The organism is Mesorhizobium sp. ES1-3 (assembly GCF_020164795.1).
GTDB lineage: Bacteria > Pseudomonadota > Alphaproteobacteria > Rhizobiales > Rhizobiaceae > Mesorhizobium.
The window spans coordinates 1-23674 of record NZ_JAIUGW010000013.1 but is presented as its reverse complement, the minus strand read 5'-3'; the positions used below and the strand labels follow the sequence as shown (position 1 = coordinate 23674).

Annotated in this window: 20 protein-coding genes and 3 pseudogenes; 14 read left to right on the top strand and 9 right to left on the bottom strand. The window is 63.7% G+C overall.

Annotated elements, in window-relative coordinates; translation table 11 throughout:
- The first annotated feature begins 35 nt into the window (after positions 1-35).
- On the top strand, positions 36-1058 hold the full coding sequence (locus LB536_RS18405) for an aldose epimerase family protein (RefSeq protein WP_224595239.1): 1023 nt from the start codon (positions 36-38) through the stop codon (positions 1056-1058).
- A gap of 6 nt (positions 1059-1064) precedes the next feature.
- Here the strand turns inward: LB536_RS18405 and LB536_RS18400 are convergent, their stop codons facing one another.
- Positions 1065-1988: a sugar kinase gene (locus LB536_RS18400; RefSeq protein ID WP_224595237.1), complete on the bottom strand. Its 924-nt coding sequence runs from the start codon at positions 1986-1988 to the stop codon at positions 1065-1067.
- A 151-nt stretch (positions 1989-2139) separates the two neighbouring features.
- Between LB536_RS18400 and LB536_RS18395 the strand changes: the two genes are divergently transcribed.
- The 4 genes from LB536_RS18395 (at position 2140) to LB536_RS18380 (ending at position 4499) form a co-directional block, all read left to right on the top strand.
- Positions 2140-2589 carry a FixH family protein gene (locus LB536_RS18395; RefSeq protein WP_224595429.1) on the top strand — a complete coding sequence of 150 codons (450 nt, stop codon included), beginning with the start codon at positions 2140-2142 and terminating at the stop codon, positions 2587-2589.
- Positions 2590-2596: 7 nt separating this feature from the next.
- Positions 2597-3796, top strand: a complete 1200-nt coding sequence (locus LB536_RS18390) for a cytochrome-c peroxidase (protein ID WP_224595235.1) — start codon at positions 2597-2599, stop codon at positions 3794-3796.
- 68 nt (positions 3797-3864) lie between these two features.
- Positions 3865-4188 carry a type II toxin-antitoxin system RelE/ParE family toxin gene (locus tag LB536_RS18385; protein ID WP_140758292.1) on the top strand — a complete coding sequence of 108 codons (324 nt, stop codon included), beginning with the start codon at positions 3865-3867 and terminating at the stop codon, positions 4186-4188.
- Complete coding sequence (locus LB536_RS18380) at positions 4185-4499, top strand: helix-turn-helix domain-containing protein (protein ID WP_140758293.1); 315 nt, start codon at positions 4185-4187, stop codon at positions 4497-4499. The genes LB536_RS18385 and LB536_RS18380 overlap by 4 nt, the downstream gene beginning before the upstream one ends.
- Before the next feature lie 4 nt (positions 4500-4503).
- Here LB536_RS18380 and LB536_RS18375 read toward each other — a convergent pair whose 3' ends face one another.
- Entirely contained in the window at positions 4504-4956 is a 453-nt protein-coding gene (locus LB536_RS18375) for an Lrp/AsnC family transcriptional regulator (protein ID WP_027046935.1), read from the bottom strand.
- Positions 4957-5118: 162 nt separating this feature from the next.
- Between LB536_RS18375 and putA the strand changes: the two genes are divergently transcribed.
- Positions 5119-8727 (top strand): bifunctional proline dehydrogenase/L-glutamate gamma-semialdehyde dehydrogenase PutA, encoded by a 3609-nt coding sequence (gene putA / locus LB536_RS18370; protein WP_224595233.1) that lies wholly within the window; start codon positions 5119-5121, stop codon positions 8725-8727.
- A gap of 12 nt (positions 8728-8739) precedes the next feature.
- Here the strand turns inward: putA and LB536_RS18365 are convergent, their stop codons facing one another.
- The 3 genes from LB536_RS18365 to LB536_RS18355 form a co-directional block, all read right to left on the bottom strand.
- Entirely contained in the window at positions 8740-9054 is a 315-nt protein-coding gene (locus tag LB536_RS18365; protein WP_140758295.1) for an antibiotic biosynthesis monooxygenase family protein, read from the bottom strand.
- Between the two features lie 57 nt (positions 9055-9111).
- Complete coding sequence (locus LB536_RS18360; RefSeq protein ID WP_318013471.1) at positions 9112-10221, bottom strand: TonB family protein; 1110 nt, start codon at positions 10219-10221, stop codon at positions 9112-9114.
- A 127-nt stretch (positions 10222-10348) separates the two neighbouring features.
- The gene (locus tag LB536_RS18355; protein WP_224595424.1) at positions 10349-12442 is read right to left on the bottom strand and encodes a TonB-dependent hemoglobin/transferrin/lactoferrin family receptor; all 2094 of its coding nucleotides are present in this window, start codon (positions 12440-12442) and stop codon (positions 10349-10351) included.
- Here LB536_RS18355 and LB536_RS18350 point away from each other — a divergent pair.
- Both LB536_RS18350 and LB536_RS18345 read left to right on the top strand, forming a co-directional pair.
- Positions 12420-13004: pseudogene (locus LB536_RS18350) on the top strand (FecCD family ABC transporter permease); the annotation flags it as partial. The gene LB536_RS18355 and the pseudogene LB536_RS18350 overlap by 23 nt on opposite strands.
- A 26-nt stretch (positions 13005-13030) precedes the next feature.
- Positions 13031-13812 (top strand): annotated as a pseudogene (locus LB536_RS18345) (heme ABC transporter ATP-binding protein).
- 150 nt (positions 13813-13962) lie between these two features.
- Here the strand turns inward: LB536_RS18345 and rirA are convergent.
- Complete coding sequence (gene rirA / locus LB536_RS18340; protein ID WP_224595232.1) at positions 13963-14427, bottom strand: iron-responsive transcriptional regulator RirA; 465 nt, start codon at positions 14425-14427, stop codon at positions 13963-13965.
- Positions 14428-14702: 275 nt separating this feature from the next.
- Here rirA and LB536_RS18335 point away from each other — a divergent pair, with 275 nt between their 5' ends.
- The 3 genes from LB536_RS18335 to LB536_RS18325 all read left to right on the top strand — a co-directional run bounded on the left by LB536_RS18335 (position 14703) and on the right by LB536_RS18325 (position 17287).
- A complete protein-coding gene (locus LB536_RS18335) occupies positions 14703-15998 on the top strand; it encodes a DUF445 domain-containing protein (protein ID WP_224595230.1) in 1296 nt (431 codons plus the stop codon).
- Between the two features lie 105 nt (positions 15999-16103).
- Positions 16104-16532, top strand: coding sequence for a phasin family protein (locus LB536_RS18330; RefSeq protein ID WP_224595228.1), 429 nt, complete (start codon positions 16104-16106; stop codon positions 16530-16532).
- Between the two features lie 257 nt (positions 16533-16789).
- Complete coding sequence (locus tag LB536_RS18325) at positions 16790-17287, top strand: MaoC family dehydratase (RefSeq protein WP_224595226.1); 498 nt, start codon at positions 16790-16792, stop codon at positions 17285-17287.
- A 43-nt stretch (positions 17288-17330) separates the two neighbouring features.
- Here LB536_RS18325 and LB536_RS18320 read toward each other — a convergent pair whose 3' ends face one another.
- Positions 17331-18788 (bottom strand): MFS transporter, encoded by a 1458-nt coding sequence (locus LB536_RS18320; protein ID WP_224595224.1) that lies wholly within the window; start codon positions 18786-18788, stop codon positions 17331-17333.
- Between the two features lie 129 nt (positions 18789-18917).
- On the opposite strand from LB536_RS18320, the gene LB536_RS18315 reads away from it, so the two are divergent.
- Positions 18918-19808 (top strand): LysR family transcriptional regulator, encoded by an 891-nt coding sequence (locus LB536_RS18315; RefSeq protein WP_224595222.1) that lies wholly within the window; start codon positions 18918-18920, stop codon positions 19806-19808.
- Between the two features lie 15 nt (positions 19809-19823).
- On the opposite strand, the gene LB536_RS18310 is transcribed toward LB536_RS18315, so the two are convergent.
- The gene (locus tag LB536_RS18310) at positions 19824-21227 is read right to left on the bottom strand and encodes a PLP-dependent aminotransferase family protein (protein WP_224595220.1); all 1404 of its coding nucleotides are present in this window, start codon (positions 21225-21227) and stop codon (positions 19824-19826) included.
- Between the two features lie 106 nt (positions 21228-21333).
- On the opposite strand from LB536_RS18310, the gene LB536_RS18305 reads away from it, so the two are divergent.
- The gene (locus LB536_RS18305; RefSeq protein ID WP_224595218.1) at positions 21334-22224 is read left to right on the top strand and encodes a DMT family transporter; all 891 of its coding nucleotides are present in this window, start codon (positions 21334-21336) and stop codon (positions 22222-22224) included.
- Between the two features lie 19 nt (positions 22225-22243).
- Here the strand turns inward: LB536_RS18305 and LB536_RS18300 are convergent, their stop codons facing one another.
- Complete coding sequence (locus tag LB536_RS18300) at positions 22244-22642, bottom strand: GFA family protein (RefSeq protein ID WP_140813144.1); 399 nt, start codon at positions 22640-22642, stop codon at positions 22244-22246.
- Between the two features lie 252 nt (positions 22643-22894).
- Between LB536_RS18300 and LB536_RS18295 the strand changes: the two are divergent.
- A pseudogene (locus LB536_RS18295) lies at positions 22895-23674 on the top strand (IS701 family transposase); the annotation flags it as partial.

Here is a 23674-nt window from a genome sequence, read left to right as displayed (position 1 = left end):
GCCGAAGTCCTTTGGATCCACTGGCATTTGCGGGCATGATGATGAAGGACGGCGAGGTTTTCGGCACGACGCAGGCGGGCGAACCGATCCGCCGCTTCACCATCAGGGGCGGCGGCCTCGCCGCCAACATCATCGGGCTTGGCGCCATCGTCCAGGACCTTCGCCTGACCGGGCATGATGCGCCGTTGGTCCTCGGCTACAGCAATCTGGAGGCCTATGAGACCGACACTGGCTTCTTCGGGGCCGTGGTTGGGCGCTACGCCAACCGCATCGGCGACGGCCGCTTCACGATTGGCGGCAACCGCTACCAGACCGAGCGCAACTTCCTGGACAAGCATACGCTGCATGGCGGCTCGCAAGGCTACTCCCACCGGCCATGGACGGTTTCACTGCATGGTAGGGACTTCGTCACGCTGACGCTGCATGATCCCGATGGCGCGATGGGCTTTCCCGGCGCGCTCGACGTGACCTGCACCTACCGGCTGAAAATTCCCGGCACGCTCAGCGTCGAACTGACGGCGACCTGCGAGGAGCCGACGCCGTGCAATCTCACCCAGCATTCCTACTTCAACCTCGATGATGGCGGCACGGGCGACATTCTCGACCACAGGATGATGCTGAACGCCGGCGCCTATCTGCCTGTCGACGGCGACATGATCCCGACCGGCGTGGTCAAGCCGGTCGACGGCACGCCTTTCGATTTTCGCCAGGCGCGGCCGCTGCGCATGGAGACCGAGGGTGAGCAGCTTCCCTACGACCAGAATTTCTGCCTGGCCGCGACACGCGGGCCGCTCAAGCAGGCAGCGTGGGTGCAAGGGGCGAATTCCGGCGTCGAGATGGAAGTCTGGACCACGGAGCCTGGTGTTCAGCTCTATACCGGCCAATATGTGACGCCACGCACCGGCCTGGAAGGACGAAATTACAAGGCCTTCAGCGGCTTCTGCCTGGAGCCGCAGATATGGCCCGACGCGCCGAACCGGCCCTATTTTCCGCAGGCGACGCTATGGCCGGGCGCAATCTACCACCACGTGACGGAATATCGCTTCCGGCAGGGTTAGCTTTTTTCAGGACCTGCCGAACGCCGCCCGCAGCGTTTCGAACGGCGCCAGTGCGCCACGGACCTGCACGACGGCGGCGGCAACGCGGTGCGCGTGCCGGACAGCATCCGTCGGACCAAACCCGGCAAGCCGTGCGGCGAGATAGCCGCCGTTGAAGGAATCCCCGGCACCTGTCGTGTCCACGGGCATCGCGACATGGATTGCGGCGACCTCCCGCAACGCTCCACCATCGGCAATCAAGGCCGGCGCTTCGCCGTTCTTGACCACGACCTCCTTGACCAATTGACCGAGGCGATCAGCGGTCGCCTGCGGTGTCTCATCACCGAACAGCATTTGCTCGTCCGGGAAGGTCGGCAATGCGATGTCGGTGACGGCAAGCGCCGCGACGATCGCTGCCTGCGCATCTTCGCGGCGGCGCCAGAGCCGGGGCCGATAATTCGGATCAAAAGCGATCAGCGAGCCCGCCGCGCGTGCCTTGGTCACCGCTGCAAGCAGTGTCTTGCGCGCGGCATCGTCCAGAATTGCCAAGGTGATTCCAGAAAAGTACACAAGCGCCTGATTTTCCAGATTTTTCGACAGTGCTGCTGGATCCGACGCGAGCTGCCTGGCGGCGGCGTCGCCGCGCCAGTAGGTGAAGGAACGCTCTGCGCCGGTCAGCGTGATCGCATAGAGGCCGGGGCGTGCGCGCGGTATGACCGGGCTGGAACCGATGCGGATGCCGTTTTCGGCGAAGAAAGCGATCTGGCCTTGCGAGAAAGGGTCGTCGCCGAAAGCCGAGACATAGGTTGCCGGCCGGTCAGCGCTCAGCGCATGCAGCGCCCACAGTGTGTTGAACGTGTCGCCGGCAAAGCCCATGCGCCAGTTCGGGCCGGTCTGGCCCGACAGTTCCAGCATGCATTCGCCGATCGAGGCGACGCCGTTTCCGACCATCTGCAATCCTCCAGTGATTTGCGTGCTGTAGCTTTTTGCCGGCCGCAGCGCCATGCTTGGCAAGCAGGCATTTTTGCGCCACAGCGTTTTCCCACAGGCTGGCGGGATGCGATCCGCCCGGCAGAACGTTATCCGCGGAAGAGGAACCGGTTTGGCATCGTTATGGCGTTATCTGTTGGCGGGTCTTGGTCTGGCTGCTTTGCTGGTCGGCGTGCTGGCGGCCGTTTATCTGACCGCGCCGCATTCGGCACAGCCCGTCGGCCCGGATGTCTCGCGGACGAAGAAAACCGACAACGGGTTGTATGTAGCGAGCTTCGTGCCGGAACGGGGCGTGGTGCGGCAGGGCGAGCTGGAATCCTGGCTGCTGACGCTGAAGACAAAGACAGGGGCTTCGGTGGAGCGCGCCGCGATCGGCATCTCCGGCGGAATGCCGCAACACAATCACGGTCTGCCGACCAGCCCTCAGGCGACCGACTATCTGGGCGAGGGACGCTACCGCATCGAAGGGGTGAAATTCACCATGAGCGGCTGGTGGCAACTGCGTTTCGCCATATCGTCCGGCGCGGGCTCCGACACTGTGCTGTTCAACGTGGTGCTGTGAGCGGTTGATGAGGCGCTTTTTCTGCTTTTTGGCACTGACGGTGGCGGCCATCCTTGCCGGTTGCGGCAAGCCGGATTTTTCCGACGCCGAGAAGAAAACGATTGCTTCGCTGGCATTGAACACACTGCCGGCGCTAAAGCCGGACACTACCAATCGCTTTGCGGATGTGCCAGCCGCCGCAGCACTCGGCTCGACGCTGTTCTTCGACGTCGGGATGAGCCGGGATGGCACGGTTTCTTGCTCGACCTGCCACAAGATCGACCGCCAGTTCCAGGATGACCTGCCGCAAGCGGTGGCCGTCGGCCGCACCAACCGGCGCACCATGCCCCTGGCCGGTGTGGCGCGCGACCCCTGGTTCTTCTGGGACGGACGTCGGGACAGCCTGTGGGCGCAGGCGCTGACACCGCTCGAAAACCCGTTGGAACAGGCGGGAAACCGCACCGCCTATGCGCATTACATGAAGACACGCTTCGGCGAACGCTATGAGCGGATCTTCGGGCCATTGCCTGATTTGTCTGGCATTCCGCCGAATGCCAGCCCGCTTGGAAACGATGCGGAAAGGGCAGCCTGGAACGCGATGAGCGGCGCGCAGCGTGATGCCGTCAACCGTGTCTATGCCAATATAGGCAAGGCGATCGCCGCTTTCGAACGCTCGATCGAGCCGGCGCCGACGCGCTTCGACCGCTTTGCGCTGGACCTTGCCACGGGCGCCGAGCCGAAAGGCGACGCCGTCTTTTCCAAGGAGGAAGTTCTTGGGCTGAAACTGTTCATCGGCAAGGCCAATTGCGTGACCTGCCACAACGGCCCGCGCTTCAGCGACAACGGTTTTCACAACACGGGTGTGCCGCCGGTTGCCGGCCTGCCGGCGGATCGTGGGCGGGTCGATGCAGTGGCCCAGGTCGAGGCCGACCCGTTCAACTGCTTCGGCGCCTATCGCGATGGCGACGCCAGTGCCTGCGGCGAACTACGCTTCATGGTCAAGGATGCGCCGGAACTTGTGCGCGCCTACAAGACGCCGTCGCTGCGCGGTGCGGCGACGCGGCCGCCTTACATGCATGCCGGGCAGTTTTCATCGCTCGACGAGGTGGTGGCGCGCTACGCCAAAGCGGCGCCAAGTGTGGAGGGGACATCCGAGATCCATCCACTGGAGCTGTCGGACCGCGAGCGCGCCGCACTGGTGGCCTTCCTGAAGACGTTGTCGCAATGACGCCAAGGACTGTCAGTCGCATGCAGGGCAGTTGAAAAAATATTGCAAAAAAGATATGTTCTAACCCGATGAGCTGGTCAGTCGAGTTTCTCAATGTCGAGGTGAGACGGGAGCTGGAGGCCCAGCCAAAAGATATTCTCGCCAGTTTTCTGCGGATATCGCGGCTGATCGAAGTGCATGGGCTGCAGAAAGTCCATGAACCATATGTGAAGCATCTGGAAGGCCCGCTCTGGGAAATGCGGATGAAGGGCCGGGATGGCATTGCTCGCGCGGTCTATGTCACTGCTTTCGAACGCCGCGTGGTTGTGGTGCGGGTGTTTGCCAAGAAGACCCAGAAGACGCCGCGAAACGAGATCGAGCTTGCCCTAAAGCGAGCGAAGGAGGTTCCATGAGCCGAAAAGCAATTTCAGTCGAGGACGCCGCCAAGGAGTGGTTCAAGGACCCGCAATTCGTTGTCGAATACGATGCCTTGGAGGAAGAATTCGCCATAGCCGAAGCCTTGATCAGGGCACGAGGCGACGCCGATATGACTCAGGAACAGGTCGCTGCGGCCATGGGAACTACACAAGCCGTGATCGCTCGCCTGGAGAGCGGCCGAAACATGCCCTCGACCCGAACCTTGCAGCGCTTCGCAAAGGCGACCGGATCGAAATTGCGCATCAGCTTCGAGCCGGGCAAGCCGAAGTCACGCGCCGGCCATTAAGCGTCTACCGGTCCTTCACCGTTTCCATCGCCACGAAGGTCGAGGTCTGGGCGACATGGGGCAGGGCCGAGATGCGCTCGCCGAGCACGCGACGGTAGGCGGCGATGTCCCGGGTACGGACCTTCAACAGATAGTCGAAGCTCGACGCCATCATGTGGCACTGCTCGATCTCCGGCACGGCCTGTACGGACCGGTTGAAGGCATCGAGCGCGGCGGATCGGGTGTCCGACAATTTCACCTGGACGAAGGCGACATGGCCTTCGCCCATGCGCTCGCGGTCGATGATCGCCTGGTATCCCCTGATATAGCCGTCCTTCTCCAGCCGCTTCACCCGCGCCTGCACCGGTGTCTTCGACAGGCCAACCTTGGCGGCCAGTTCCGACATGGAAAGCCGGCCATTGCCGGCCAGCGCCGACAGGATGTTCCTGTCGATGCGGTCCAATTGGTCTTCTGTCATCGAAACTGTAGCCTAAATCAGCGATTCTTAGCGCTATCATAGGTCAATTGATCTACGCTGTCGATTTTTTCAGACCGCCTGAAATCTGGTACTTGTGCTAGCTTGCGCCATTCGGTCCGGTGACCGCCGGCCCGTTCCCTTATGCTTGCTCATAGGACCGCCATGCCGCTCGACGCCATCCGCCAGCAGATCCGTGCCAACTATTTGCCCGACGAAGACGCAGCGGTTAAGCGATTAGCCGAGGCGACCGGGCTTTCGGCAGGAGACCGCAAGGCGATCTCGGTCCGCGCGGCCGACCTGGTGCGGGCGGTGCGGGGCTCCACCGATCCCCGCCTGATGGAAGTCTTCCTCTCCGCCTATGGTCTCTCCACCAAGGAAGGCGTGGCGCTGATGTGCCTGGCCGAGGCGCTGCTGCGCGTGCCCGATACCGAGACGATGGACGATCTCATCGCCGACAAGATCGCGCCGCACGACTGGTCGGCGCATTCAGGCGGTTCGAGCTCGATCTTCGTCAACGCGTCGACCTGGGCGCTGATGCTGACCGGCAGGGTGCTCGACGAAGGCGAGGGCGGCATCGAAGGCACGCTGCGCTCGATGGTGCGCCGTCTTGGCGAACCGGTCATCCGCAAGGCGGTGGCCGCCGCCATGCGCGAGATGGGCGAGCAGTTCGTACTCGGCCGCACCATCGCCGAAGCCGTCAAGCGCGGCCGGCCGATGATCCAGAAGGGCTACCTCTATTCCTTCGACATGCTGGGCGAGGCTGCCCGCACCGAAGCCGACGCCTTGCGCTATCACAAGGCCTATGCCGACGCCATTTCCTCGCTCGATTCCGGCTCCAACGGCCCCGATATCCGCTTCAACCATGGCATCTCGGTCAAGCTCTCGGCGCTGCATCCGCGCTACGAGGTGGCACAGAAGGAAGAAATGCTGCCCGTGATGGCCGAGCGGCTGCTGTCGCTGGCTCTGGCGGCCAGACATTCGCGGATGGGCCTCAACATCGACGCCGAGGAGGCGGACCGCCTTGATCTGTCGCTCGACGTCATCGAGCGTGTGCTGGCCGAGCCGGAGCTCGCCGGCTGGAACGGTTTTGGCGTCGTCGTGCAGGCCTATGGCCCGCGCGCGGCTTTCACCATCGACTGGCTCTATGCGCTGGCCAAAAAGTACAATCGCAACATCATGGTTCGGCTGGTCAAGGGCGCCTATTGGGACACCGAGATCAAGCGGGCGCAGACGCTGGGGCTGTCAGGCTATCCCGTGTTCACGCGCAAGGCCAACACCGACGTTTCCTACATCGCATGCGCGAAAAAACTGCTTGGCATGACCGATCGAATCTATCCGCAATTCGCCACCCACAATGCCCACACCGTCGCCGCCATTCTGTCGATGGCCGACAACCGCGACACCTTCGAATTCCAACGCCTGCACGGTATGGGGGAGGCGCTGCACGAAACGGTGCGCAAGGCCGAAGGCACGCGCTGCCGCATCTATGCTCCGGTTGGCGCGCATTCGGACCTGCTTGCCTATCTGGTCCGCCGCCTGCTGGAGAATGGCGCCAATTCCTCTTTCGTGCATCAGCTGACCGACGAGGAGGTCGAGCCGGAGGACATCGCGCGTGATCCACTGGAAACGGTCGAACACCAGGGTCCCGCCGCCAATCCGGCGATTGCCCGGCCTTCCCAGATTTTTGGCGCGGGCCGTCGCAACTCGAAAGGGTTCGACATTACCGATACGGTGACGCTGGCTGATATCGACAAGGCCAAAGCGGCTTTTGCCGGGCCGGATCGCTGGCATGCCAAGCCGATCACGCGCGCCGCCGGCTACGGCAAGCAGCGCCAGATCGTCAATCCGGCAAAGCCTTCCGAGGTCGTCGGCACGGTTCACGAGGCCGCCGCCAAGCAAGTCGCGACCGCCGTGCGCATCGCGGTGGAGGCGCAGCCGGCCTGGGCAAAACGGCCGGTCGCCGAGCGTGCCGCGATCCTTGACCGTGCGGCCGACCTTTACGAGGCCAATGCCGTCGAGTTCTTTGCGCTCGCCACGCGCGAGGCCGGCAAATCGCTGGCCGACGGCGTTGCCGAGGTGCGCGAGGCCGTCGACTTCCTGCGCTACTACGCCGCCGAGGCGGCGAATGCCGAGGCGGGCACGCAAGCGCGTGGCGCGATCGCGTGCATTTCGCCGTGGAATTTCCCGCTCGCCATCTTCACCGGCCAGATCGCGGCAGCACTCGTCACCGGCAATTCGGTGATCGCCAAACCGGCCGAGCAGACGCCGCTGATCGCCTTCCGCGCCGTCGAGATGCTGCACGAGGCCGGCGTGCCGGAAGACGTCATCCAGCTCCTGCCCGGCGACGGCCCATCGGTCGGCGGCCCGCTGACAGCGGATCCGCGTATTGCCGGCGTCTGCTTCACCGGCTCGACCGAGGTTGCCAAGCTGATCGAAAAACAGCTGGCCGAGACCGCCGCGCCGGACGCCATGCTGATTGCCGAGACCGGCGGTCTCAATGCCATGATCGTCGATTCCACCGCACTGCCCGAACAGGCGGTGCGCGACATCCTGGCGTCGGCGTTCCAGAGCGCCGGCCAGCGCTGCTCGGCGCTGCGCGTGCTCTATGTGCAGAAAGACGTCGAGAAGAAGATGCTGGAGATGCTGAAGGGCGCCATGGAGGCACTCAATGTCGGCGATCCCTGGCGGATTTCGACCGATGTCGGGCCGGTGATCGACGATGAAGCGCAAAGTTCGATCCGCGATTATTGCACGACGATGGGGCTGCAAGGGCGGCTGATCGCCAAGCTGGAAACCCCTAAGGACGGCCGCTTCGTCGCGCCGCACGTCTTCCGCGTCAAGGGCATCGAGGAGATGGAACGCGAAGTGTTCGGGCCGGTGCTGCACGTCGCGACCTTCGACGCCGACCAGATCGACGCCGTCATCGCCGCCATCAACCGCAAGGGTTATGGCCTGACCTTCGGCCTGCATACGCGCATCGAGGGCCGCGTGCAGCATTTCGTCGACGGCATCCATGCCGGCAACATCTACGTCAATCGCAACCAGATCGGCGCCGTCGTCGGTTCGCAGCCATTTGGCGGCGAGGGGCTGTCGGGCACCGGGCCAAAGGCCGGCGGCCCGCACTATCTCAGGCGTTTCCGCAAGGGGCCGGAGGCCGGCACGGAAGTCGGCGAGGGTCATAGGGTGACAGCGACCGAACTGGCCGACAATCTGCCCGATCCGGCGCTTGGCGGCTGGTCGACACGGCCGGACCGGATCGCCATCCTGAGGAAGCATCTGCGCGGCAAGGGCGCGGCGGCGATCGGTGCCGCTGCCGGCATCGATTTCGGCCAGGTCGATTTGCCTGGCCCGACCGGCGAAGCCAACACGCTGTCGCTGTCGCCGCGCGGCCGGGTGCTGTGCCTGGGGCCGGACGCCGACACGCTGCTTGCGCAGACCATCCAGGCGCTCGCCGCCGGCAATGCGGTGCTGGCGGTGGCGCCAGGTGCCCCGGCTGCCCTCTCCGCATTGACCGGGAAAGGCCTGCCGCTGGCGGCCATCGACGGCCGCCCCGATCCTGTCGAGGCGCGCTCGCTGCGCGTCGATGTCGTTGCTTTTTCAGGCACGCCTGAGGCGGCGCGCATCGTGCGCAAGGTCATCGCCGAGCGCAGCGGGCCGATCGTGCCGCTGGTCAGCGAGGTGCTCAATCCGGCGGCCTATGCGCATGAGCGGGCGGTCTGCGTCGACACCACCGCCGCGGGTGGCAATGCCAGCCTCTTGGCGGCCGCATAGACTGGTCGGTGCTTACGCGCCCTCGACGACGGAAAAGCCCTCGAACTGAGGGTGGCCGAGATAATGGACCTTCGTCGTCCCGACATTGCGGTGGGCGGCGCGGAAGTTCTCCGATTTGGTCCAGGCGACGAAGTCGCCGTGGCTCGCCCACACCGTGTGCGAGGCGAAAAGCGTGTAGCCTTCGGCCTCGTTGACCGGGCCGCGCAGCAGATGGAATTCCCGAAAGCCTTTCATCTCGGCAAGGCTGGAATCCCGGTTCTTCCAAACGGCTTCGAAGTCGGCCTCGGAGCCGGTCTGCACCTTGAAACGGTTCATGGCGATGTACATGGGGTTCCTTTCATGCGGATGTTGATGGTTGGCGCCGCAACGTTGTTCTTGGCCTGTTCAAAACGGGCCGATCCCGACCTCGAACTCCAAACTCGGAGTCCCGGCCTGTGGCGGAATTGGAGGGAAGGGAGCGGCCTTGCGCACGATGCCAAGCGCGGCCTCATCGAAAGTCGCCGATCCTGAGCTTTCCAGAATGCGCAACTGATCCATGTTGCCCTTCCGGCCTATGACGAATGCGACAACCGCATTGTTACGCGCAGCCAGTTGCAGCGATGGCGGGAGAGTACGATTGACGCTGCCAAGCTTTCGAAAGACGTCGCCGCGGTAGCTGTCTTCCGCGGCGCTGCCGGCCTCTTTCTGCCTTTTGCCCTTGCTGGCCGCTTGCGCCGGCCGATCCTGGCCATCGGCCGTGCCGCTCCTTTCGGCTGTCGCAGGGACGGTTGCCGGAGTTGGCCTTGCATAGGGGATCGGCGGCTGGTCCGGGACGGCGACAGGCATTTCGACCGGTTCGGCCCGGGCGTTCGGCTGCACCGGCGTTTCGCTGCTGGCGGCCACGCTCTGCTTGTCCGGGCGCGCGGTTGCCGCCACCAATATGTCGGGCGTGACCACTGGCTGTTTGGCGGGTTCCCGCGAGGGCTCCGACGCTTGCTTTACGGCCTCACGGACAGGCTCGCTATCCTGTGTCGCGGCTTCCCGCACGGGCCGCGAAGATTCTGTCGGCGGCGTCGGCCTCGCCGCCTCAGCCTGATGTGGTTTGACCGGCGGCTGGTTCGGCACCAGCCTGACATTTATCGCCGTGGGATCCTTGTCCAGGACACTCCCTGCCACCTTGTCGCCTGTGTGATCGCCGCCTTCCGACTGCTCCGACTCCCTGGAATCGAAAGCTCGGGCCGGCGAGATCAGAAAAGCCGCAGCCACGCCTGCATGGAGCAGGCAGGAGACGACGATCGCAGCCGGCCATTTGCCGTTGCCGGCAGGCGGTCGCGTCTGGGCAAGCGGCTCAGCCGGCACGATGGCCAACTCGCCGCCGGCATCGGGGAGGAGACTGGTTTTCTGCATGTCGCGCGGCGGAAAATGCAGCGGCCCAGGCAACATTGTCAAATCAAGATAGACTGGCTCGAACGGCAGAAGGCCGGCCAGAGGCCGGGCCACGATATGTCGTGCCAAGGCGGGATTCCAGTCCCACCTTAGGTCAGGACCGGCGCGGACTGTTCAGCCCACGCCGGAACCGTCGCAAGCGACATCGCCAGCGTCGAGGTCAGCAGACGAAGGGATGTCGTCAAGTCCGTCATGCTCAGCCTCCAAATCGCATGGTTGCCGCCAGCTTCAGCGTGATGCCGGGTTCGTAGACAGCGACGGTCGTGCTGCCATTCAGCGGGTTGGCGTATTTGACGTCGAACAGATTGTCGGCACGGAAATCGACTTTCAGATCGTCGGTCGCCTGATAGCTGGCGAAGGCGTTGACCAGCGTATAGTCGGTGGCCACCGCATTGCCCTTCGGCTTGCCGTTGTACTGCACCTCGCCACCGACGGTCAGCTTGTCCTCGAGGAAGCGCAAGCCGAGTTGAGCGGTGACCTGGGAGGAGGGAATGGTGGCGAGGTCGGCTTCCACACCCTTATAGGAAACGGTGTGGCCGTCCGTGATCGAAGCCGAGAGGCCGGCATAGCCCCATCCCGCCTCGTAAACGCCTTCCAGCTCGAAGCCGTTGATCTGGGCCTTGGCGAAATTCTGATACTGGAAGCAGATCGGGATGCCGGGACCGAAGGGGCAGCCGCTGCCTGGGGCGAACGGTGACAGCGTCACACCTTCGATATAATCGTCGACATCGTTGTTGAAGTAGGCGGCCTTGAGACGAAGCGCGTCGCCAGCCTCGATGATGTCGTTCTGCTTGTAATTGACGCCGAACTCCGTCGTCTTGCCGGTTTCAGGTCGCAGATTTGGATTGGGTAGGAACGGGAAGCTGAGGCCAGCCGGATGGTTGCCGCTGATTAGCGTCTCCGTGATCGACGGCGAGCGGTAGCCTTCCGCATAGGTGCCATAGAATTGCAGGCCGGCAAGCCCGGCGCTCTCGAACGGCGAGACACCGACCGTGACGCGCGGCGATAGCCTGTCGCCGGAAATATCGTGCGTGTCATCCTTCAGGCTGTAGCTGTCGTAACGCAAGCCGGCGATGACCTCGAGCCAATCCCAGGTGAGTTTGTCCTGGACGTAGGCGCCCGACACATTCCGCTTGCCCGAAGGGGTGTAGAAACTGTCGCCGCCTGCGGCGCCGCTCGTCTTGACGTTGTCGCCGACCCAGTCGCCGCCATAGGTCAGTTCATGCGCGATGGCGCTCGTTTCGAACCTTGACGTGTTCCAGATATCGATTCCGGTCGTGCCGACATCGAATGTCGACTGTGATCCTGCCGGCAGCACCACGGGAAGCCCGGTCACCGGATCGAAGCGGTTCTGCGGCACGAGACTGGTCAGGTCGAGATTGGTCTTGTTGTAGGAGGTGTTGATGTGGAGATCGAGCCAGCTCTTGTCTTCGTCCGTGATGTTGTAGCGGGCCGTGAAGGTGTTCGACTTCAGGTCGACATCATTCACAGGCACGCCGCCGCTGGTCTCGTCCCAGCCGTCGCTCGATCCGACCCAGCCGAGCTTGAGCTCACTGTTCTCGGTTGGCCGGATGGTGGTCTTGAGCAGGCCGCTCAGCACGTCGAAACCAGTGCCGTTGACGGTGTCGCCGTCGCCGTCCTTGTAGTTGTCGTAGTCGCGGTAGACGATGTTGCCCAACACGTCCCAGTTCTCATTGATGCGATAAGCGCCGGATGCGCTTGATGTCCAGCCCTTGCCATTGCTCTCGTAGCGTCCGGTGACGGAGCCGGCCCACGTCTCGTCAGGCTTGAGGAAATCCACCGCATCCTTGGTGTCGAAGAAGACGACGCCGCCGATGGCACCCGAGCCATAGGTGTTGGCGACCGGACCACGGATCACGTCGACGGATTTGACCAGTTCGGGATCGATGTAGAAGGTCGACTGGGTGCCGTGGTCGGAACGCTGGAAATCCTGGCGCGCGCCGTCGACGATGACGGCGACGCGGCCGAAATCCTGCAGGCCTCGTATGTTGATGCTGGTGCTGACACGCCTGGCGTCTGCCTGCCCGACGACACCGGGCACACCGAAAAGCATCTCGTTCGGCGTCGTCGCCATGCGGCGGTCGAGCTGCTCCCGGTCGACATGGCTGGCCGAAGCCAGCGATTCGATTGTCGTTTCGCCGGTGCGGCTGAGCACCAGGATCTTGTCGAGCGGCGTCGCGCCTGCGGGAGCTGCTTCTTCCTGGTCAGTCTTCTTCGATTGATCGGTCTGCTCGCCCGCCGGCAGCGGGCAAACCTCGGTCGCCACCATGCTGCTCGCGGGTATAGCCCTGGCGGCACTTGCCATGGCACTGACCGGGATCCTGATATTCATGGCCGACGATCGCCAGTTGCGCGACCTCACCTTCTGGTCACTGGGATCGCTCGGTGGTGCGACATGGGCCAAGATCGCCTCCGTCGGGCCGATCATCGTTCTGGCACTTGCGGCGATGCCATTCCTGGCCCGCGGCCTGAACGCGCTGGCGCTCGGCGAGGCCACCGCCGGCCATCTCGGCATTCCGGTGCAGCGGCTGAAATACACGGCCATCATCGGTGTCTCGGCGGCGGTCGGCGCGTCCGTCGCCGTCAGCGGCGGCATCGGTTTCGTCGGCATCGTGGTGCCGCATCTGCTGCGCCTGCTGATCGGTCCCGACAATCGCTATCTGCTGCCGGCCTCGGCGCTGCTCGGCGCTTCGCTGCTACTGCTCGCCGATGCCGTCGCGCGCACCATCGTGGCGCCGGCCGAATTGCCGATCGGCATCGTCACCGCGATAGCAGGCGCGCCGTTCTTCCTGTGGATCCTGCTGCGCAAACGCGGCCTGATCGACCTGTGAGATTTGGGACCCTGTAGGAGTGTTTCATGATCGAAGCGCGCGATGTTTCTGTGGCGATCGGCAAGAAGCGCATTGTCGCCAACGTCGATTTCAAAGTCAGGCCGGGTGAAATCTCGGCCATCGTCGGCCCCACGGATCGGCCAAGACGACCTTTCTCAAGGCGATGTCGGGGGATCTCGCCCATACCGGACGGATCGTCATCAACGGTTGCGATCTGTCGGCGATGACGCCGGTCGAGGCCGCGACCGTGCGAGCGGTGCTGCCTCAGGCAACGACCTTGTCCTTTCCCTTCACCGTGCGCGAGATCGTCAGGCTTGGCCTCCTCGGCGGCCGCTCGGGCGTGCTGCCCGGCGAGGACGAACGCCTGCCGGAGCGCGCGCTGGCGCGGGTCGATCTCGACGGCTTTGCCGGGCGTTTCTACCAGGAGCTTTCGGGTGGTGAGCAGCAGCGCGTCCAGCTTGCGCGCGTGCTGTGCCAGGTCTGGGCGCCGGTGCTCGACGGCAGGACCCGCTATCTTTTCCTCGATGAGCCGGTTTCCAGCCTCGATATCAAGCACCAGCTTATCATCATGAACATCGCCAGCGATTTCGCCAGGAGGGGCGGGGGCGTGGTCGCGATCCTGCACGACCTCAATCTGACGGCCATGTACGCCGACCGCATCTTCGTGATGCATCGCGGCCGGCTGGCCGCGACCGGCTCGCCGCGGGACGTGCTGAGCGACGACCTGATCGAGAAGGTGTTCGACTGCCGGCTCAAGGTCGGCGTGCTACCGGCTGGCGACGTGCTTCCGCAATCATTGGTCAGCTGATGTTCAGGTGATGCCGGCCTGCAAATGGTGGTTTTTTGCGCTTCCAGTACTCGCGTACCCAAACGTACGCTCCGTTCCGGTTCTCAGAAGCCACTTTTTTCGACTCGACCCGACCTGAATCCGAGCCGACCTCGCACGACGCGACAGGGATCAAGCCGCCGGCGCGCGGCGCTCCGTCAACATGTCGATGCCGAGCAGGTTGCGCACATTCGGCCGTGCCGCCACCAGGTCGGCGATCGTGTAGCGGGTAAGCACGGCGAAGAAGGCGTTGAGCGCTTCGCGCAAAGCCGAGTTCAATGCGCAGCTGTCGACCAGCGGGCATTCGGCGGCATCGTTCTCGAAGCACTCCGCCATGGCAAAGCTTTCCTCGGTCACGCGCACTACGTCGAAGAGGCTTATCGATTCGGCGGCACGGCCGAGCCGCACCCCGCCGTTCCGGCCGCGCACGGTCTCGACCAGGCCGTTCTCGACCAAGGGCTGCAGAATTTTGAACAGAAACAGTTCGGACACCGAATAGGCGGCCGCGATCTCCGGGATGCGGCTCAACCGTTCATTGTTGGCGGCGCAATACATCAGGATGCGCATGGCATAGTTGGTTTGGCGGGTAAGCCGCATTTCATCCTCACGAAGCGCTGGCGCGGGTGCAACCATGCCAGAGTCTAGAACTTTGCTGGCGCGGCTTCATCCGGATCCTCGGAGTCGCCACACTGGCCCCGTCCGAATATGGCCTATACCTTGGAATAATTCCAGACTGGCCGGGCATCATAGATGAATAAATTCGTCAACTTTATGTGCATCGCCGGGCAAAAGCCGGGACAAACCGGCCGCCACGGGCATTCCGGCGGCCGCAGCACTAGATAGGCTTGAGATCGACGAGGAGCGGCCCATCCATGGCTCAATCGGACCAGTCCCTGGCGCCAGTGCGGTTCGATGCCGACGCGGGCGCCAAGCTTTCCGCGCTACGGCGGACAAAGTTCGTCGCCACCGCCGCACTGGCACTCTGCGTGCTGGTCTTTGCCTTGGCCAAGTCCTTCCAGAGCAGCTATCCGTGGCTCGGCTTCGTCGCCGCCTTCGCCGAGGCGGCAACTATCGGCGGCCTTGCCGACTGGTACGCGGTGGTGGCGCTGTTCAAACGGCCGCTCGGGCTGCCCATCCCCCACACCGCCATCATTCCGGAAAACCAGGACCGCATCGCCGACAATCTCGGCCGTTTCATCGAGGTCAATTTCCTGGCGCCGGAGCCGGTGCGTGATAAACTCGCCGAGGTCGATTTTTCGGCGCTCGTGGCCGACTGGCTGGCCGATGCCGAGCGCGCCGCCGACCTGTCGCGCTTCGTCGTGCGGCTGGTGCCGCAGACGCTTGCCGCCGTCGAGCAATCCGGTCTGCGCGGTTTCGTCACCAGCCGTATGCTCGAGCAGATCGAAAAGGTGCCGCTGGCGCCGCTGGCCGCCGAACTCTTGTCGGCGCTCACCGACGATCGCCGCCACCAGAAGCTGTTCGACGAATTCATCAAGGTCATCGGCCGGTTCCTCAATGACGAACAGGCGCTGGCGCCGATGCGCGACAAGATCCGCGAGGAACTGCCGTCGCTGTTCAACCTGTTCCGCGCCGATGCCTATCTCCTGAAGAAGATCGTCGCCTCGGCGGGCTCGTTGCTGGATGAGGTGCGTGCCGATCCCGACCACCCGATGCGCGCCGAATTCGACCGTTTCGCGCAAGGTTTCGTCGAGCGGCTGCGCACGTCCAAGCAATATGCCAGGCGAGCGGAGAAAATGAAGCGCGATTTCCTCGCCAGACCCGAAGTCAAGGCGCTGGCCGGCGACATGTGGGAGAGCCTCAGCCTGTTCATCGAGCAGGACGCCAAGGCGCCGAATTCGCTGATACGAGAACATCTCGCCAACATGTTCGTCGAGGTCGGCCGCCATCTTGCCGGCGATGCGCAGATCCGGGCCGACATGAATGGAGGATTCGTGGTGGCGCTGGCCTCTTTCGTCGAGAACCAGAAGAGCGGCGTATCGAAATTCATCGCCGACCAGGTCAAGCGCTGGGATCTGGCGCAACTGACACGCCTGATCGAGATGAACATCGGCAGGGACCTGCAATATATCCGCTTCAACGGCATGATCATCGGCGGGCTGGCTGGCATCGTGCTCTATACGATCGAGTTGCTGCTCCCGGTCAATTGATCCGTGTCGACCGCCAGGCGTGCGTTCGAAATGGACACACGGCGTTCGAGTGCTATTCTCCCGTCGAGGGCGTCCGCACCCGCGGCGACAGGGGAGAAGACAATCATGGCCAGGCAACCGGAATCCGATTCCTTCATGGAGATGTTCGGCAGGTTCGGCCGCGACCTGAAGGTGCCCAACGTCGATGTCGAGGCGATCCTTGCCCATCATCGCAAGAATCTCGAAGCGCTGGAGAAGGCGGCACGGACCAGTGCGGCCGGGGCATCCTCGGTGTTGTCGAAGCAGCGCGAAATGCTGCAGGACACGCTGCGCGAGGTCGCCGACATGGCGCAGAGCTACCGCGCACCGGGCAATCCGCAGGAGCTAATGGCCAAACAGACGGAGTTTGCCAGAAAATCCTTCGAGGCCGCGCTCAAGAACACGGGTGAAGTGGCTGAACTGGCCAGAAAATCAGGCACCGAATCGATCGACATCCTGCGGGCGCGCATCAAGGAGGCGATGGAGGAGGTCCGCGCCGGTTACGGGCAGAAGTAGATTCTCATCGATTGTCGTTCCGCCCGCGGCCGGGCAAGGCGGTTCGCGATTCCGCAACCTTGCACATAGTTGCATTAGCGCCACGGCATGAACTCCTGGTAACCTGGAAGCTCGGAAAATCCGAATTCGGCCTGCCATCGCATGGCAAGGCATGGCACGAATGAGCTCGAATCCGCCGGAACGGATTTGCGCAGTACGAATTGACAGAGGCCGCCGGTTCGTGGTCCGGAAGCTTGGAAGCGATCGGGAAAGCAGGAATGACGGAAGTACGGCCTAAAACGCCGCCTACCTACGAGCAGTTGAGAACGATGTCCGGACAGGAGCTCGGCGTCTCGGAATGGACCACGGTCGACCAGAACCGTATCAACCAGTTCGCTGACTGCACCGGCGACCATCAATGGATTCATGTCGATCCTGAACGGGCGCGGCGGCAAAGCCCGTTCCGCACCACGATCGCGCATGGCTATCTGACGTTGTCGATCATCGGCGCGCTGGCCCTCGACATGGGGATCGTGCCCGAGAATACACAGGCCGCCTTCAATTACGGTTTCGACAAGGTGCGTTTCCTGGCTCCCGTCAGGGTCGGCGCACGCATTCGCCTGCGCACGACCTTGCTTTCCATGGAAGACAAAGGCCCGGGCCAGTACCTGATGAAGGCTGCCAACACCGTCGAGATCGAAGGTGAGGAAAAGCCGGCGCTGATGGCTGAAACGCTGGTCATGCTTTACGAACGCCGCAAACGGGCAGGGGCCTGAACGGCGGTCCTTTGGGCTGCCCGCCGCCGGTGGCGTCAACAGGTCACGCAACCCCGGGCCGTGTACGGCCGGCAAAGCGCAGTGAGAACAGCGCGAGCAGCAGCGCAACCAGCGCCAGGGCCGTTGCCGTCTGGAAGGTGACCTGCATGCCTCTGGCCGCCGCCGCGGAACTCAAGAGCTGCTGCCCAATCCCTTGCTGTGCGCCACTTGATGCAATCGCGAAGATGGCGCCCATCAGCGATGCGCCGGTGATGAGACCGAGATTGCGCGACAGGTTGAGCAGACCGGAAACGACGCCACGTTCGTTTGCGCTTACACCGCCCATGACCGCTGCGTTGTTGGAGGTCTGGAACAGGGCGTAGCCGAAGCAGGTGACGGTGATTGGAACGACATAGCTGGCAATGCCGACCTTGGTCAGGGCAAGCGACAGGAGGACCGTCCCCGTGGCGAGGCAGGCCAGGCCGGCGACCATCATCGCGTGGGCGCCGAAGCGATCGGTGAGGCGGCCGGCCAACAGTGCCGACAGGGTCGAGACAAGTGGTCCGGTCGAAAGCGCCATTCCGACCATCGCGGCATCCAATCCGAGCCCGCGCGACAGGTAGAAAGGAGCAACCACCAGGGTTGCCATCATCACCGTGGCGACGATCAAGCTCATGGCCAGGCCGGCGCTCAGTTGCGGGTCGCGGAAGCTGGCGGGTTTGACAAGGGGCGCCGTCGCCTTCGCCTGCGTGGTGGCGAACATGATGACGCCGATACCGGCCGCGACCAGCAAGCCCAAATTGAGCAAGCCGAAATTACCTTTGCCAAGCGTCAATGCCAGGGCATAGGCGCCCAAGGTAAGGGCCAGCAGAGCTGTGCCCGTGACGTCAAACGTGCCTCGACCGGCCTCCATTGTTCCGCCACGCGCCGGCAAGGCACGCCAGGCGAGAGCGAAGGTCACAAGGCCCAGCGGGACATTGACAAGAAAGATCGCCCGCCAGCCGAGGCCGGCGATCAAAAGGCCACCAAGCGAGGGCCCGAGCGTCGTGCCGATCGCCGACATGGCGCCGAGCAGGCCCATGGCGCTGCCGGTTCGCTCCTTGCTCACGGTTTCCGCGACGAAGGCCAGCGTCAGCGCCATCATCAGCGCGGCGCCCAGCCCCTGCATGGTGCGTGCCGCGATCAGCAGCCAGAGCGTCGGTGCCAGGCCGCAGAGCACCGATGCCAGCGTGAACAGTGCGATGCCGCCAAGCAGCAACGGCCGGCGCCCGAACATGTCGGCCAGCCGCCCGGCACCGACGATCAGCGTCGTGATGGCGAGCAGATAAGCGAGAACCACCCATTGCACGGACTGGAACGATGCATCGAAAGCCTGCATGAGCGAGGGCAGCCCGACGCTGGCGATGCTGGTTCCCAACGACGATAGCAGGGTCGCAAGCGACAGGCTCGCCAGCGCCAGGCCGGCGGACCGGACCAGTCGCGGCGTCGATATCAGTTCCCGATTTTGCTCAGCGACTGCCAAGGCGATCTCCTTTCTGTCTGCTCTCGAAGCGGAGCTGTCGGAGATCTAGTCTTGTGGTTGATGCGGCGGAAGGCGCAGCATTTGCATCTTATCCGTGCGTCAAACGCCATATCATGCTATGATCGATCGATGACATCACCCGATCTCAATCTGCTGTTTGCCCTCGATGTCCTGCTGGCCGAGGGCAGCGTGGCGCGCGCGGCGCGCCGTCTGCGCCTCAGCCCTTCGGCGATGAGCCGGACGCTGGCGCGGCTGCGCGAGGCAACGGGCGATCCTCTGCTGGTGCGTGCCGGGCGCGGCCTGGTGGCGACGCCGCGCGCGGAGGAATTGCGGCGACAGGTCGGCCGTGTCGTCCAAGACGCGGAGGTGCTCCTGCGCCCTACCGAGTTGCTTGATCCCCGGAGCCTGGATCGGGTCTTCACGTTGCGTACCAACGAAAGCTTCGTCGAGGAGTTCGCGCCCCGCCTCGTCGCCCGTATCGAGGCCGATGCGCCGGGGGTGCGGCTGCGTTTCTCGCCGAAGTCCGACAAGGATGCGATGTCACTGCGTGAGGCGGCGATTGACCTTGAAATCGGCGTTGCCGGCGAGACCGGACCCGAGTTGCGCATCCAGGCGCTGCTTCGCGATCGCTTCATCGGCGCTGTTCGATCAGGCCACCCCCTGAGCGAGGGCAAGGTGACGCCCGAGCGCTATGCGGCCGGCCGGCACATCAGCGTTTCGCGGCGCGGCCGCGAGAAAGGGCCGATCGACGAGGCCTTGGGCACGATTGGCTTGCGGCGGACGGTGGTGTGCATGGTCTCGGGTTTTTCGGCGGCACTTGCCATGGCGCGGGCCTCGGACCTGATCGCCAGCGTGCCCGAGCGGCATACGGCGGGAGCGCGCGCCGGCATGCACAGTTTTCCCCTGCCGGTCGCCACCCTGGACGTTACCATTTCGATGCTCTGGCATCCGCGCCTCGATGCCGACCCGGCGCAACGCTGGTTGCGTGAGTGCGTGCGCGAGGTCTGTGCGAAGCACTGACGATTTCGTGCCAAATCAGCGAACCATCGCTGTTTCGAGCACCTTGAAAATTCGCTCGTCCGCGCACTGGGCGACGTTGAAGCGCAGGAAGCGGCTGGCGGACTGCGACAGGCTGAACGCATTGCCGGGTGCCAGCACGATGTTGTCGGCCAGCGCGCGGCGGGCGATTTCGGCCGCGTCCACCCCGTCCGGCAGGCCGCACCACAGGAACAGCCCGGCCGGCTGCTCGATCCAGGGCGTGATGCCGATCGCTTTCAGCCGGGCGCTGGTCTCTACCATGGCGCGTGCAAGGCGGGCGCGCAGCAAATCCATGTGCTTGCGGTAGCTGCCGTCCTTCAGCAACGTCAGCACCAGTTCGGCCGCCAGCCGTCCGCCGCCGAATGTCGTGGCGATCTTGAAGTCGGTCAGGCGCTCGATCCAGTCGCGGGGCGCGGCGATGAAACCGCAGCGGACCGATGCCGATAGCGTCTTGGAGAAACTGCCGATCTGGACGACGCGGCTGAGGCCATCGAACGCCGCCAACCTGGGGGCAGGGGTGTGCTCGAAATCGGCGAAGATGTCGTCCTCGACGATCGTCAGATCCGACTGGTCGGCCAGCTTGAGCAAACGATGGGCCGTCACCGGAGACAGGATCGCGCCCGTGGGATTGTGGATGGCGGAGTTGGTGATGTAGAGGCGCGGCCGATGTTCGGCGAGCGCCTGGGCGAACAACTCTATGTCCGGCCCCGACGGCGTATAGGGAACGCTGACGACCTTGGCGCGATGGGCGCGCAGCAAAGCGTGGAAATTGAAATAGCAGGGATCGTCGACCAGCACCGTGTCGCCGGGCTCGATCAGGAACCGGCAGAGCAGGTCGATCGCCTGGGTGCCCGATTCCGTCAGCATGATCTGTTCGGGCGAAGCTTCGATGCCGTGCCCGGCCATGCGCCGCGCCAGCAGTTGTCGCAACGGCGGCAGCCCGAGCGGCGTGCCGTAATCGGCAAGCGCGACATCGTCGGCACGCGCGACCGTGCGCAATGCCCGGCGCAGCCCTGCCTGTGGCATCCATGAAGCCGGCAGCCAACCGCAGCCGGGTTTCAGGACCTCCTCGCCTGCCTCCAGCGACTGGCGCGAAACCCAGAGCGGATCGACGGCACGATCTAACCGGGGGCCGATCTCGGCCAAAGACAGCGGCGCCAGAGAGCCGGCGGCATAAAATCCGGAACCCGGCCGTGAGCGAATCGCGCCTTCGGCGGCGAGCCGCTCATAGGCTTCGACGACGGTGGATTTGGACACCCGCATGGACTTCGCGAAGGCACGGATCGACGGCAATCGGGTTCCCGGTGTCAGGCTGCGCGCGGCGATCCGCTGACGGATGGTCGCCATGACGCTCTCCACAAGGGTGCGTGCGCCGTCGGATTCCAAAGCAAGGTCTGTCATCCGTACTGCTCGATCCGCCATTACAGTTTCATCGAATTGTACCCTATTGTCTCTGGCCGCACCATGGGCGTCCGCACGATAGAGGGCGAAAGCAATGGAGCCTGCGATGAACAAGACGGCGAGCGGCTGGGTGAACGGATTTATCGGCGTGCTGATCTTCAGCGGTTCGTTGCCGGCTACGCGTGTGGCGGTGATGGATCTCGATCCGATATTCCTGACATCGGCCCGCGCGGTCATAGCTGGTCTGCTTGGCGTCGCGCTGCTACTTGCATTCCGCGAGAAACGCCCTTCGCGTCATGACTTGCTGTCGCTTGTCATTGTTGCTCTTGGCGTGGTGGTCGGCTTTCCCTTGCTGACGGCATTGGCGCTGAAGCATGTCACCTCGGCCCACTCCATCATCTTTGTCGGCCTGCTGCCGCTGGCGACCGCGATCTTCGGTGTGCTGCGCGGCGGTGAACGGCCCCGGCCGGCCTTCTGGCTGTTCTCATGCCTCGGCAGCGCGCTGGTGGCGGGTTTCGCGCTTGCGCAAGGCGTTACGGCTTCGCCGGTCGGCGATGGGCTGATGCTTGCGGCCATCATCGCCTGCGGCCTTGGCTACGCCGAGGGTGCGGCATTGTCGCGCAAGCTCGGCGGCTGGCAAGTGATCTGCTGGGCGCTGGTGCTGTCTCTGCCGGTGATGCTTGTGCTGACGTTTGCGACCCTGCCGCCATCCTTCGCCAGTGTCGGCTCCAATGCCTGGATCGGTCTTGGCTATGTCTCGCTGTTCAGCATGCTGATCGGCTTCGTCTTCTGGTATCGCGGCTTGTCCCAAGGCGGCATTGCAGCGGTGGGGCAGCTGCAGCTCCTGCAGCCGTTTTTCGGGCTCGCACTGGCGGCGACGCTGCTGCACGAGCAGGTCAGCCCGATGATGATCGTCGTCACGCTCGGCGTGGTGACATGCGTGTTCGGCGCGAAGAAATTCGCCAGGCGGGATTTGCCGCGGCGTGCGACTGCATAGTGATGATGCCGACCCCCGACTAGTTCTTCGTATAGTCAGGCCCAACGCGTGTCGGCAGGCCGTCGGCGAGTTTCAACCAAGGGAGCTTCTCCTCAAAAGCGACATGCAGCGTGGGTGCGAATTTTTCTGGCTCCTCCATCGCCGCGGCAAAAAAATGCATGACACCAGACATGTTCGTCGAGCGGAAGGACAGCGGCGTTCCGCAGTTATCGCAAAATGTTCTTTCCACACCGGGAGAGGAATTGAATATTTTCGGTGGCTTGCCCAGCCATCGCCAGTGGCCGTCCAAGACGCCAATGTAGGTGGTCATCGGCGCGGAACATTGCCGCCGACAACTTTCACAATGACAGGCCACGCATGCTTGCGCCGGGCCATCGACTTCGAAAGCAATAGCGCCACATAAGCAATGACCACGCATGGAAACTCTCCTCAAGTCACTGACCCAACAAGTTGTACCGGGCGTGGTGGGAGAGTCGCCATGAGATGCGCCGAGCTGGCGCTCAATTGCGACATTGCCGATGAAAGTACCAGCGGCGCCTTCTGTCTGTCGAGCATGGCCTTGGCGGCCATCAGATTGTCGCCTCACTTTATGAATCCGCAGCCTAGCACTACTTTGGCAGATTTTTAGTTCTGGGAGCGTTTTGAGGATTCCCAAGAGCGGTTTTGCGTGATTCATGAGAGGTCGGCTGTTGGAGGGGCCGGCCATGAACAGGGATTGGCAAGTCGATCTGGAGCAGTGGCTTGAGCCGTTCGTCTCGGCGTTGAGGCACAAGACGCGTGCGCGGATGTGTCCGGCCTATATTGCTGGGCTGATTGGCCTTGGGGATCGCAAGAGCATCCAACCGATGGCGGCGCGCGACGCAGGCGTCAATTATGACCAGCTGCACCACTTCATCTCGAGCGGCGTGTGGGATGCTGCGCCGCTGGAGAAGGTGCTACTTGCGGAGGCCGACAGACAAGTTGGCGGGAACGATGCGTGGCTGATCGTGGACGACACCGCGCTCCCCAAGAAGGGGCGCCACTCGGTCGGCGTCGCGCCGCAATATGCCTCGGCGCTTGGCAAGAACGCCAACTGCCAGACGCTGGTGTCGCTGACGCTGGCCTCTGGCGAAGTGCCGGTCATGGTGGGGCTGCGGCTGTTTCTGCCCGAGAGCTGGACTTCCGATCCCGCCCGGCTCGACCGTGCCGGTGTGCCCGCGGACCATCGTGCCTACAGGACCAAGCCCGAAATCGCGCTGGCCGAGATCGACCGGGCTCGCGCAGCCGGCCTACGCTTTGGCTGCGTGCTCGCCGATGCCGGATATGGCTTGAGCGCCCCCTTCCGGCAGGCGCTCACCGAGCGCGGCCTTACCTGGGCCGTCGGTATCCCGTTCAAGCAGAAGGTCTATCCCGCCGACGTGGCAATGATCTTTCCCCTTGCCGGACGCGGCCGTCCGCGCCAGCGGCATAT